Annotated in this window: 16 protein-coding genes and 1 riboswitch; of the genes, 8 read left to right on the top strand and 8 right to left on the bottom strand. The window is 70.8% G+C overall.

The genetic code is table 11. The annotated features are described in order from the left end of the window. A partial coding sequence (locus tag ACWXWW_RS08950) for an HNH endonuclease signature motif containing protein (RefSeq protein ID WP_455969658.1) occupies nucleotides 1-732 on the top strand: 732 nt, incomplete at its 5' end. Nucleotides 733-784: 52 nt separating this feature from the next. On the opposite strand, the gene ACWXWW_RS08945 is transcribed toward ACWXWW_RS08950, so the two are convergent. From ACWXWW_RS08945 to ACWXWW_RS08935, 3 genes are all read right to left on the bottom strand, one after another. Beyond that, on the bottom strand, nucleotides 785-1,867 hold the full coding sequence (locus ACWXWW_RS08945; RefSeq protein WP_455969657.1) for a DNA polymerase IV: 1,083 nt from the start codon (nucleotides 1,865-1,867) through the stop codon (nucleotides 785-787). 31 nt (nucleotides 1,868-1,898) lie between these two features. Continuing rightward, complete coding sequence (locus ACWXWW_RS08940; RefSeq protein ID WP_455969656.1) at nucleotides 1,899-2,408, bottom strand: N-acetyltransferase family protein; 510 nt, start codon at nucleotides 2,406-2,408, stop codon at nucleotides 1,899-1,901. Between the two features lie 67 nt (nucleotides 2,409-2,475). Beyond that, nucleotides 2,476-3,141 (bottom strand): HAD family hydrolase, encoded by a 666-nt coding sequence (locus tag ACWXWW_RS08935; RefSeq protein ID WP_455969655.1) that lies wholly within the window; start codon nucleotides 3,139-3,141, stop codon nucleotides 2,476-2,478. Nucleotides 3,142-3,256: 115 nt separating this feature from the next. Here ACWXWW_RS08935 and ACWXWW_RS08930 point away from each other — a divergent pair, with 115 nt between their 5' ends. Together ACWXWW_RS08930 and ACWXWW_RS08925 are read left to right on the top strand one after the other, a co-directional pair. Then, nucleotides 3,257-3,880: a class I SAM-dependent methyltransferase gene (locus ACWXWW_RS08930; protein ID WP_455969654.1), complete on the top strand. Its 624-nt coding sequence runs from the start codon at nucleotides 3,257-3,259 to the stop codon at nucleotides 3,878-3,880. Next, nucleotides 3,877-4,632, top strand: a complete 756-nt coding sequence (locus tag ACWXWW_RS08925; RefSeq protein WP_455969653.1) for a phosphotransferase — start codon at nucleotides 3,877-3,879, stop codon at nucleotides 4,630-4,632. Before ACWXWW_RS08930 ends, ACWXWW_RS08925 begins: the two co-directional genes overlap by 4 nt. A gap of 50 nt (nucleotides 4,633-4,682) precedes the next feature. Here ACWXWW_RS08925 and ACWXWW_RS08920 read toward each other — a convergent pair whose 3' ends face one another. Both ACWXWW_RS08920 and ACWXWW_RS08915 read right to left on the bottom strand, forming a co-directional pair. Next, nucleotides 4,683-5,396, bottom strand: coding sequence for a transglycosylase family protein (locus tag ACWXWW_RS08920; protein WP_455969652.1), 714 nt, complete (start codon nucleotides 5,394-5,396; stop codon nucleotides 4,683-4,685). A gap of 232 nt (nucleotides 5,397-5,628) precedes the next feature. Then, entirely contained in the window at nucleotides 5,629-6,105 is a 477-nt protein-coding gene (locus ACWXWW_RS08915; RefSeq protein WP_421075518.1) for a GNAT family N-acetyltransferase, read from the bottom strand. A gap of 62 nt (nucleotides 6,106-6,167) precedes the next feature. On the opposite strand from ACWXWW_RS08915, the gene ACWXWW_RS08910 reads away from it, so the two are divergent. After that, nucleotides 6,168-6,635: an ASCH domain-containing protein gene (locus ACWXWW_RS08910; RefSeq protein WP_421075517.1), complete on the top strand. Its 468-nt coding sequence runs from the start codon at nucleotides 6,168-6,170 to the stop codon at nucleotides 6,633-6,635. 3 nt (nucleotides 6,636-6,638) lie between these two features. On the opposite strand, the gene ACWXWW_RS08905 is transcribed toward ACWXWW_RS08910, so the two are convergent. Further along, nucleotides 6,639-7,214, bottom strand: coding sequence for a helix-turn-helix domain-containing protein (locus ACWXWW_RS08905; RefSeq protein ID WP_455969651.1), 576 nt, complete (start codon nucleotides 7,212-7,214; stop codon nucleotides 6,639-6,641). Nucleotides 7,215-7,287: 73 nt separating this feature from the next. Between ACWXWW_RS08905 and ACWXWW_RS08900 the strand changes: the two genes are divergently transcribed. The 3 genes from ACWXWW_RS08900 (at nucleotide 7,288) to ACWXWW_RS08890 (ending at nucleotide 9,254) form a co-directional block, all read left to right on the top strand. Next, entirely contained in the window at nucleotides 7,288-7,686 is a 399-nt protein-coding gene (locus tag ACWXWW_RS08900; protein ID WP_455969650.1) for a VOC family protein, read from the top strand. Nucleotides 7,687-7,747: 61 nt separating this feature from the next. Next, a complete protein-coding gene (locus ACWXWW_RS08895) occupies nucleotides 7,748-8,311 on the top strand; it encodes a dihydrofolate reductase family protein (RefSeq protein WP_455969649.1) in 564 nt (187 codons plus the stop codon). Between the two features lie 31 nt (nucleotides 8,312-8,342). Next, on the top strand, nucleotides 8,343-9,254 hold the full coding sequence (locus tag ACWXWW_RS08890; RefSeq protein WP_455969648.1) for a hypothetical protein: 912 nt from the start codon (nucleotides 8,343-8,345) through the stop codon (nucleotides 9,252-9,254). A 2-nt stretch (nucleotides 9,255-9,256) separates the two neighbouring features. Here the strand turns inward: ACWXWW_RS08890 and ACWXWW_RS08885 are convergent, their stop codons facing one another. Further along, nucleotides 9,257-9,985: a formylglycine-generating enzyme family protein gene (locus ACWXWW_RS08885; protein ID WP_421075562.1), complete on the bottom strand. Its 729-nt coding sequence runs from the start codon at nucleotides 9,983-9,985 to the stop codon at nucleotides 9,257-9,259. A 40-nt stretch (nucleotides 9,986-10,025) separates the two neighbouring features. Next, nucleotides 10,026-10,700, bottom strand: coding sequence for a GOLPH3/VPS74 family protein (locus ACWXWW_RS08880; protein WP_455969647.1), 675 nt, complete (start codon nucleotides 10,698-10,700; stop codon nucleotides 10,026-10,028). 111 nt (nucleotides 10,701-10,811) lie between these two features. Further along, a riboswitch (guanidine-III (ykkC-III) riboswitch) is annotated at nucleotides 10,812-10,876 on the top strand. Between the two features lie 10 nt (nucleotides 10,877-10,886). On the opposite strand from ACWXWW_RS08880, the gene ACWXWW_RS08875 reads away from it, so the two are divergent. Then, nucleotides 10,887-11,201, top strand: coding sequence for a DMT family transporter (locus ACWXWW_RS08875; RefSeq protein ID WP_271171826.1), 315 nt, complete (start codon nucleotides 10,887-10,889; stop codon nucleotides 11,199-11,201). The last annotated feature ends 1 nt before the right edge of the window (nucleotide 11,202 follow it).

Below are 11,202 nucleotides of genomic sequence, written 5' to 3'. Positions count from 1 at the left end.
GCGGACGCGAAGGACAAGGACACCGACGTCGGCCTCGGCGCCACCAGGGACGGCACGGGCGGCGCGGCCGATGCGAAAGCCGGGGACGTCGGACTCGGCGCGACGGGCGCCACGGCCGACGCCGGTGCCGGCGCGGGCTCAGCGCCCTGCACGGGCTCGGGCTCTGGCGCGGTTTCGGCGTTCGGCCCGGCCCCAAAGCCCGTCGGACTCGGCGCGATCCGCGGGAGCGTGCACATCACCATCCCCGCCGCGGCGCTCGCCGACCCCACCCACCGCACCGAAGGCGCCACGCTCGCCGGAGCAGGCCCCATCCCGATCATCGACGCCAAGCAGATCGCCGCGGACGCCACCATCTGGAACCGGGCGTTCACCGACGCGAACACCGGCGTCCTCCTCACCGTCGATCAGAGATTCCCCACGATGGCGCAGCGGCGGTTCCTGAAAGCCCGAGATGAACGGTGCCGGTTCCCGGGATGCCGACAGGCCATCCGGAAGCACTACGTCGACATCGACCACACCCACCCCCACTCCCGCGGCGGCCGCACGAACGTGGCCAACCTCGAGTACCTCTGCGAGACGCATCACATGCTCGAGCAGATGACCCAATGGACAGTCACCCAGACAGAAGGCGGCGTGCTCGAATGGACCTCCCCCAACGGGCGCGTCTACACCGACACCCCACCACCCGTCGCCCGCTTCACCCCACCCGACGACGAACCACCACCCTTCTGACCGCGGGCCGAGAGGCCGACTTCAGGGGCAGGTTCGTGTGTGCTGGGACGGGTCAGATGCGGCCGCGGACGGGAGTCCGCTCGACGGGGTCGCCTCCCTCGGGCATGACCATCTCAGCGCGCACGCCGAGAAGGCGCACCTCGCGCTCGTGGTCGAGCGTCTCACCGAGCGCAACCGCCGCGGCGACGACGACGTCGCGATCGAGTGTTGGCTCTGCCAGCTTCCGGCCGAACGTCTTCGTGATGAATGGCGCGTAGCGCACCTTCAGGTTCACACGGGTCACGGCGCGCCCTTCGGCCTCGCAGTCGGCGAACGCCTCGGCCGCGAGCTCGCGCAACGCCGACTCCACCTCGTCCGGCGTGGTCAGGTTGTGCTGATATGTCGTCTCCCGGCTGTGGCTGCGCGCGATCCAGGGCGTGTCATCGACCACCGCTGGACCGAGCCCCGACCCGAGCTCGTGATACCAGACGCCCATCTTCGGGCCGAACTCCGTCACGAGCTCCTGACGATCGGCATCGGCGAGCTGACGCACCGTCTCGATGCCGTGATCGGCGAGGCGCTTCTGCACCTTCGGTCCGACGCCCCAGAGGTCCCGGGTGGGCTTCTCCCCCATCACCTCGAACCAGTTCTCGGCCGTGAGTCGGAACATCCCGCGCGGTTTCCCGAACTCCGTTGCGATCTTCGCGCGCACCTTGTTGTCGCCCATCCCTACCGAGCAGTGCAGCGATGTCGCCTCGAGCACCGCAGCCTGTGCCTCTCGAGCGACCCTCTCGGGGTCATCGCTCGTGACCCCGAGGAAGCACTCGTCCCATCCGATCACCTCGAGCACCACTCCCGGAAGGCCGCGAAGGGTGCTCATCACCTCCTCCGACGCCGCTTCATAGGCAGCGTGGTCGACGGGGAGGAAGACGGCGTCCTCGGGTGCCTTTCGCGCCGCGATCTTGAGCGGCATCCCCGACCCGATCCCGAATTTCCGTGCCTCGTACGAGGCCGTCGAGACGACGGCCCGCTCAGTCGGGTCGCCCCGCCCGCCGACGATGACCGGCTTTCCGGCGAGCTCCGGACGTCGCAGCACCTCGACCGCGGCGATGAACTGGTCCATGTCGACGTGCAGCACCCAGGGAACCGGAGTCATGGAACGAGTGTGTCGCGCCGCGACGCGGATGTCACCCCGTTGCGTCCCGCGACGCGCGGCGCATCCGCGCCTCGACGATCCCAGGAACGGCATCATCGGCCTGTTCCTGGCCATCGAACTCGAACCCGTTCTTGCGGTAGAACGCGATGGCTCGCGGGTTCTCCTTCGCTACCCACAGAACACACGCATCGTGGCCGACCGCGGCGTCGAAGAGCGCCTGCCCGATCCCTGCTCCGTGCCACCGAGAGCGCACGTAGAGCGTGTACAGCTGGCGTGAAGAGGAGTCGGTCCCGCTCTCGCTGCCCGGTCCGGCGGAGACGAAGCCGACGAGCTCATCCCCGAACGCGGCGGTGAGCACCGTCCATTCGGGTCGCGGGTTCGCGAGGATGCGCTCCCACATCGTCTGACGCATCTCCAGGTGCGCGTCACCGAAGAAGTCGCTTGGAAGCAGATGCCCGTACGTCTCGCGCCACGTGAGCACATGCAGTCGCGCGAGCGCGGGAGCGTCGGCAGGCAGCGGACGCCGGATCAGCATCTCCATGGCGTCATCGTGGCAGTCAGCGCTGAAGGACGTGCCAGATGCACCGTTCCCGGCGCCTTCTCATGCCTCAGGAGAACTCGAGCTCGGCGAGACTCGTCACCCTCCGGCACTCGGTCGTCGGCCGCGAGTTCTCACGATCGAGGTACACCGGGAACACCCCCGCACCTCGTGCCCCGCAGACGTCGGCGTCCCAGTTGTCCCCCACCATCCACGCGTCACGAGCGTCGACGTCGATCGCCCCGAGCGCCGCATGGAACGCCCGCGGGTCAGGCTTGCCGGCCGGAAGCTCGCTGCTGAACACGGCCGCATCGATGGCCTCGGCGAGCCCGAACCGCTCGAGCTTCCGCATCTGCTGGGCCGCCTGGCCGTTCGACAGCACGACGATCCGCAGTGAGGCCGCACGCGCTCTCTGCAGAGCGGGGAGGGCGTCCGCGTACCGCTGCCAACCCGCCTCATACCGCTCGAGGTAGGTCGAGAACAGCTCGGACGCCTCGGCATCGGTCAGCTCCATCCCGAGGAACTCCCGGACGCGCTCGCGCCGCTGATCCTCGAACCCGATCTCACGCAGCTGGTACCGCCGGTAATGGCGCTCGGCGATGAGATGCCACCGCTCCGACACGTCCGCGGCGGTATGCCCCTGCTCCGTCGCCCAGGCGCGTGCGGCCGCGTCCTGCGCCGACCGCGTGTCGAGGAGCGTGCCGTCGAGGTCGAAGATCACGCCGCGCAAGGTCATCGCGGCGCCAGCCCCTCGAGCGCGCGTCCCACCCGGTCGTCTCGCCAGTTGCCCACGCCCCGAGCCTATGCGGCGCACTCCCCCGCGCCGTGCATCCGCACCTAGCATGAGGAGCATGCAGCCGGAGCTCGCACGCACTTTCCTCGACATGGGCGCCGAATACGAGCGCTACCGCCCCGGGTTCCCGGACGACGCGGTCGCCGTGTTCGCCTCGGAGCGTCTCGTCGACGTCCGCGTCGGCACCGCCGAGGACATCCCCGCGCCCGATCGGAGTCAGGACCTCGTGACGGTCGCACAGGCGTTCCACTGGTTCGATGAGTCGCTCGCGTGCGCCGAGATCGCGCGCGTCCTCCGGCCGGGCGGTGCGCTGGCCCTCCTGTGGAACACCTACGATCCCGAGTGCGCATGGGATCGCGCGTGCGCCCGGGTGCTGCATCCGGGATGGTCCGAGCAGATCTCCGAGCGGACCCTCCCGCCCGCGATGTCGCCCCTCCCCGGTTTCCGCCCCGTGACGTCCGCCTGGATCCCGTGGAGTGAGCGCATCACGCGTGACGACTACCTCGCCCGATGGATGACGGTCAGCACCGCACGTGCGGCCGATGAGGACACGCGCGCCGACATGCTCTCCCGCCTCGAGGAGATCCTCGACCACGACCCGGACACGCGCGGTCGAACGGACCTCGACCTGCACCAGGGCACTGAGGTGTACGTCTACCGGCACGACACCGGGATCGCATGACAGAGTGCACGGAGGTGCCGCTCACAGGCGGCAACGCAACCGGCGACGTCGTCCGCGTCGGAGACACGGTGCGCAAGCCCTGGACGCGGAACTCCGCACGCATCGCGACGTTCCTCTCCGCGCTCCGCGCGCAGGGTGTCGACGCGCCCCGGCCGCTCCCGCGCGACGACCAGGGGCGGATGGTCCTGGAGTACATCGGAGGCACGACCGCGCTCGAAGGCGATCCGCTCACGCTCTCCGAGCTGGCTCGAGTCGGTCGCATGGTTCGCGAGATCCACGACGCGAGCGCGACCATCCCGATGGATGGCACGCACGACTGGGATGTGCTCATCCCGGCAGCGGACGCGGATCTCCTCTGCCACAACGACCTCGCTCCCTGGAATCTCGTCATCGGCGAGCGATGGGTCTTCATCGACTGGGACGGCGCGGGCCCGAGCACGCGCCTGTGGGACCTCGCGTACTCGGCTCAGGCCTTCACGCTCAACGACGCCGCGCAGCCGCCGCTCGAGGCGGCCGCCTGCCTCCGCGCCTTCGTCGACGGGTACGGCGCCGACGCCGATCTGCGCGGCGCGCTGCCCCAGGCGATGGCCTCTCGCGCTGCGGCCATGCACCGCCTCCTCGCCGAGGCGCATGAGGACGGGCGCGAGCCGTGGGCGACGATGCATGTCGAGGGCCACGGCCGGCATTGGCGAACCGTGACGTCCTTCGTCGCGGAGCACGTGGACATCTGGACGCGCGCGCTCGCCGTCTGAGCACACCGGAGGCGCGCGGCCATCGGGCCGCGCGCCTCCGATAGGTCACCTCACTGCGCAGGCAGCACGAGCTCCTGGTCGACCTCGATGAGGTCCGGGTTCGAGAGCATGTCCTGGTTGACCGCGAAGATGCCGAGCCAGCCGCTCTCGATGCCGTTCGCCTCCGCGATCTCGAAGAGCGTGTCGCCGGCCTGAACCGTGTAGGTCTCGTCCGACGGCTCGACGTCCGGCACGTCGTACGTCGGCTCGTCGGGAGCGGCCACTGCCGGCTCCTCCGCCGGCACAGCAGTCTCGGCGGGGGCGGACTCCTCCGCCGGCGCCGTGTTCTCGGCCGGCGCGGTGTTCTCGGCCGGTGCCGCGGGCGCCGACTGCTCCGAGCCGCTCGTGTCGGCGCCGCCGGTCGCGCCGATCTGCGCCGAGCAGGTGGGCCAGGCGCCCCAGCCCTGCGTGGCGAGCACGTTCTCGGCGACGCGGATCTGCTCCTCGCGCGACGCAGCGGCCGGGTTGCCCGTGCCGCCATTCGCCAGCCACGTCTCCATCGAGAACTGCAGGCCGCCGTAGTATCCGTTGCCGGTGTCGATCGCCCAGTTGCCGCCGGACTCGCACTGCGCGAGGGCGTCCCACGTGGCGCCATCGGCCGCATTCGCCGCCGTCGGGATGAACGTCGCCGCCGCTGCCGCAGCGGCGACTCCCGCGACGGCGAAGCCACCCCGCAGGCGTCGGGTCGTGCGGGTGACGGGTCGGGTATTCCTGTTCGGGTGCACTCTGAACTCCGCGGCCCCGTCTCGCTGCGCGCACCTCGCGTGCAGCGACCGCCCGACCGGTGAATCTGTCGATTTCAGGGAACGAAGGACTCTCGGGGCGGACTCGACGGCCATCCTTCGCGGTTCAAGGTGGCCACCTTAGGCAGAGATCACGAACAGATAACAAACCGATCCAGCGTCTTGCCAGCGGGTTCTTGAGTTCCGTTCGAGTCGCGCCCTGCCTCCGTCCCGGTCAGCCCAGCCGCTTCCGCAGGAAGACCTGGGCCGTCCCGTCGCCCTCGTCGATCCGCTCCGTCTCGCGGTACCCCTGCCGCTCGTAGAGCCGGATGTTCGCCTCGCTCAGCGAGCCCGTGAAGAGCTCCGCTTCACGGGCGCCGGCGGACGCTCCCCTGGCTTCGACGGCGTCGAGCAGCCGCGACCCGATCCCATGTCCCTGCATATCGGGCGCGATCGCGATCCGTCCGATGAGGAGGAGCTCGCCGTCGATCCGCGCGCGGAGCGCCCCGACCATCCGCGCGCCGTCGAGCGCGACGCAGCCGAGATTGTCCCGCAGCTCCCAGCGCACCTCGTCGAGGGTCTGGGTGAGCGGCGGCATGTCCGCGCTTCCGTAGATCTGCGCCTCCGAGACGAATGCCGCGCGCTGCAGGGTCATCACCTCTCCCGCGTCCTCTTCGCGGATCTCACGGATGTCCAGGTCGAGTTCGCCCATGCCCGTCACGCTATCGCGCGGGCGCGGAAGGATGGCGCGCGGACGGCGGATAGGGTCGGAGGATGAGCGCAGCGCCGACCGTCGAGGAGTTCTGGGAGCGGGCGAGAGGGGCGGTCGCGGATCTCCCCGCTTCGCCCACCGAGAGCTGGGCGTTCGGCGCGACGCCGGAGCATGCCGACGGCCTGCTCGCTCTCGTGCTGGCCGGCGTGAAGACGGGCACCGCCTCCGCGCTCTGGGACTATGAGGCGAGCGGAGACCGCCTCCCGCAGGCGGGCGACCTCAGCGTCATCCTGGACGGCTCGGGGGCACCGCGCGCGGTCATCCGGACCACGAGCGTGCGCGTCGTGCCCTTCGACGAGGTGGACGCGGAGCACGCGCACGCCGAAGGCGAGGGAGATCGCACCCTCGCCGCGTGGCGCGCGATCCACGAGAGATTCTGGTCCGAGCACGGAGAGAGCGGCCGCCCCTTCTCGCCCGACATGCCGGTGCTGTGCGAGCGCTTCGAGCTCGTGTTCGCCGCCGACGACTGAGCCTCACACGACGGCCGCGAGCAGGCGCTCGAGTGCGAGGTGGGCCTGCCGTCGGATCGCGGCGCCGCCGCCGTTCTCCACGATCCACAGTGCCGCCTCGTTCATCGCTCCGGAGAGCTGGCGCGCCAGCGCCTCGGCCTCCTGGCCGCGCAGCCCGCAGGCACGCAGGGCGTCGAGAAGATGCGCACCCGATGCCGCGTCGTCCTGCGCGCGCCACTGGCTCCATCCCATCGCGGCGGGCGCCTCGACGAGGAGCACCCGCGCAGCCTCACCCTCGGTGATCGCGTCGACGAAGGCGTGGCTGCCGGCGACGAGCTGGGCGCGGGGGTCCTCCCCCGCGGCTTCGGCCGCCGCGACGACGGTAGCCGCGACGTCCTCCTGCAGCCGCGCCGCGACCGCGTCGAACAGCCCGCGCTTCGAGGCGAAGTGGTGGTAGACCGCGCCGCGCGTCACGTCGGCGGAGCGGGCGATGTCGTCCACGGACGCGTCGGCGAACCCGTGCGCCGCGAAGGCCCGGGTCGCGACGGCGAGGATCCGCCGGGCGGTGGCGGCCGCGTCGGCGGCGGATGATCTCGGCATAGCCCTTCCTTTACGTACGTGGCGTATGTATTCTAGCCGCACAATACATACACACTGTACGTAAAGGACCATCATGACCGTGACGAGCTTCTATCCCGTGCTGATGACCACCGATGTCGCGACGACGAGCGCGTTCTACCGGCGCATCCTCGGCTTCGAGGTGACGTTCGAAGCCGACTGGTACGTCAGCCTCCGCCGCGGGGACGCAGAGCTTGCGATCCTCGATCACGCGCACGAGACGATCCCGCGCGGCTACGGTCGTCCTCCCGCGGGCGTGATCCTGAACCTCGAGGTCACGGATGTCGACGCCGTGATGGCCGAGATGCCGTCCGACGTGCGCGTGGTGCTCCCCCTGCGCGACGAGGCGTTCGGGCAGCGGCACGCCATCCTCGAAGGCCCGGACGGTGTGCTCATCGACGTCATCCAGCCGATCGAGCCGTCACCGGAGTTCGCACAGGCGTATGCGGTCTGAGCGCTGTGCGGATGTCGGAGGTGGGCGGCAGGATGAGCCCACATCGACGCCGGGAGGACACATGACCAAGCTCGTCTACTACACAGCGACCACGCTCGACGGATTCCTCGCGGATCCGGACGACTCGCTGGACTGGCTTCTCCGGCAGCCGCTCGACAAGGGCGGAGCCAACGACTACGACGCCTTCATCGAGGGGATCGGCGCGATCGTCATGGGCTCGACGACCTACGAGTGGGTCGTGCGGCACCACCCCGGGCAATGGCTCTACACGATGCCCGCGTGGGTGATGACCTCGCGCACACTCGCGCTGCCCGAGGTCGACGTCGCGGACATCCGGTTCCGCTCCGGCGGCGTCCGCGCGGTCTACGAGGAGATGGTCGACGCCGCGGAAGGGAAGGACCTGTGGGTCGTCGGCGGCGGCGATCTCGTCGGGCAGTTCGCCGACGAGGGCCTGCTCGACGAGATCATCTCGTCGATCGCTCCCGTGACCCTCGGCGCGGGGCGGCCGCTCCTCCCCCGCCGATACGACCTCGAGCTGCTCGACGTCGCCCGCAACGCCGGCTTCATCATGGCGCGCCATCGCTTCGTCGCGCCGCTCCAGGAGGACCGAGAGCAGCAGCACTGAGACGGACACGTCGTGTGGGACACTCCCGAGTATGACCACCTTCGCTCGACGACTCGCGGTCGCCGTCGTCGCCACCGGCGCGGTGCTGTTCGCCGGATGCGCCACCGCGCCCACCGATCCGGTGACCTCGGAGACGCCGACGGCGACCCGACCTTCCGGGCTGCTGACGACGCGCGGTGCCGTCACGGTCATCGATCGCGGCGACGGAGCCCACCTCTGCCTCGGCGGCGTCGCCGAGTCGCTGCCCCCGCAGTGCGCGGGTGTGCCGCTGGTCGAGTGGGACTGGAGCGCGCTCGACGGCGAATACGAGGAGCAGAGCGGCGTGCGGTGGGGCGACTTCGCCGTCACCGGCTCGTACGACGCCGATGCCGGGCAGTTCACGCCGGTCGAGATCGTCCCGGCCGCGGAGATTCCCGAGCGGCCGGATTCCCCCTCGGACGAGCCCATCAAGACACCGTGCGCGGAGCCGGATGGCGGGTGGCGGGTCGTCGACGAGTCGCGCGTCTCCCTCGACGACTTCCACGCCGCCACCGCGCACGCTTCCACGGTCGAGGGGTACGCGGCGACCTGGGTGGACATGTCCCGCAACCCGGCAGCGGGCGGGGATCCCCTGGATCCCGCCGTCGAGGCGCAGTTGAGCGACCCGCGCTACACGATCCTCAACGTCGCCGTCGCGGGCGATCCGGCCGCCGCAGAAGCGTCCATCCGAGCCCTGTGGGGCGGGATGCTGTGCGTCACGCGTGCCGAGCGCACGGAGGCCGAGCTCGTGGCGCTCCTCCAGGAGATCATCGACGGCCCGGGCGTTCTCGGCGGCGGTGTCGACGGGATCGCGGGCACCGTCGGCATCACCGTCGTCCACGACGACGGCAGCCTCCAGGAGGAGCTCGACGATCGCCACGGAGAGGGGCTGGTCATCGTGAGCTCCGCCCTCGTCCCCGCCTGACGTCAGCGGCGCGGCGTCCAGCCGGACGGGAGGGGCCCATCCACGAGGGCCCGTTCGCGGTCGGCCGCGGCCGACCATCCCTGGGCAGCGTCGTCGCCGTCGTACGCGCCACGAGCCAGGCGGAAGCCGACATCCTCGTGGTGCATGCGCGGGGCGCCGCCGCGCCGCACCGAGGCGCGCACGCTCCACGCGTCGTCGGCGAATCCGCCGCCGCGGAACACGCGGCAGTCGTCGTACCGCGCGGGGTCGAGCAGGTCCCAGCACCACTCCCAGACGTTGCCGAGCGTGTCGAACAGCCCGTTCAGGTTCGGCATCTTGCCGCCGACCTCCTGCGGGGCGGTCACCCCGTCCGCGGCGGTCCACGCGACGTCCGAGAGCTCGCCGTAGTGCGGGCCCTTCGAGCCGGCACGGCACGCGAACTCCCACTCGGCCTCCGTCGGCAGGCGATAGCCGTCGGCGCCGACGTCCCAGTGCACCTCTTCACCGTCGAATGTGTAGACGGGGTCGAGGCCCTCCCACTCGGATGCCGCGTTGCAGAAGCGGACGGCGCGCTGCCAGCTCACGTCCACGGCAGGCCGTCGCGGATGCGTCGCCGCCACACCGAGGAGCTCGGCGAGCTGCTCCTCGGTCACGGGATACACGCCGATCCGGAACGGCTCGAGCGCGACCGTGCGGCGCTCCTTCCGACGCGCATCGTGCAGGGTGACGGTGCCGGGCGCGATCGACGCCATCTCGAAGTCGACGGAGCTCACTCCCCCATTGTCGCCGGGTTCAGCTCGCGGCGCTCGCGCCGGCGATCATCGCGGGCATGATAGCCGCCGTCATGATCGCCGCGTTCATCGCCTGCACCGCCCGCTCGACTGCCGTGCCGGCCGGCGACGACTCCACGATCTCCGCGATGCGCGCCTTGAGCGCCCGCGGGCGCCGCCCGCCCGCCTCGTCGGCGAGCACGTGCCGGGCCACGTCGAGCCCCTGGAGGATGGCGAGGATGGTCGTGTCCGCGACCCCGGGGTCCGCCGCGCCGTCGAGCACGGCCGCCAGCCGCGCCCGCAGGCTCGCCTCCGGCGCGCTGTCCCGCTCCGGCGTGCGCGGCTTGCCGAGCCCCCAGAACGTGCGCTCGCCGACCTCGAGCACCCCGGCCTGCACGAGGGACGCGACGACCTCCCGCTCGGGATCGAGCTTCGACCAGGTGATGACAGACTCCAGCCGTGCGCCGTCCTTCGCCCGCAGGCGGATCATGGCCTCGTCGAGCACGGGATGGCCGGTGGGCGCGTCCGAGAGCACGCGGATCCGGGGCTTCTTCCCGTCCGTGAGACTCACACGCCCCGCGAGCACGAGATCCGTGATGAGCGCGGCCGCCTCTCCGTAGGCGCGCATCGTGCCCGGGCGCTCCTGGGTGCCGGCGGCGTTCGTGAGCAGCAGGTGGAGTTCCTCGACGATCAGCATGCTCCGACGCTACGTCGCGGTGCATCGGCGGACATCCGTCGTCCGACGGATCTCCGCCCCTTGAGCATCCGCTGCCCAGCGGATGCTCGGACGCGGGCGATATCCTCGTACGCGGGGCCGGCAGCCGGCCCGCGGACGAGGGAGCCGTACCCGCACCACGACAAGACGGACTCAGAAGGGCCGAGAATGGCTTGGGTCATCCTCATCCTCTCGGGCGTCCTCGAGGCCGTATGGGCCTCGGCGCTCGCCGCATCGAAGGGCTTCCGGCGATGGAAGCCCACCGTCCTGTTCTTCGCGACCATGCTGCTGAGCCTCTGCGGCCTCGCGTGGGCGATGAACGAACTGCCCACGGGCACCGCGTACGCGGTCTGGGTCGGCGTGGGCGCGACGCTGACGGTCGTCTGGGCGATCGTGACGAAGCAGGAGAAGGCGAGCGCCGCGCGCATCGCCCTGCTCGTGCTGCTCGTGGCCTGCATCGCGGGTCTCAAGGCGGTGAGCTGAC

The sequence above is a fragment of the Microbacterium sp. KNMS genome (genome assembly GCF_053851835.1).
This window is presented reverse-complemented; position numbering and strand designations above follow the sequence as displayed.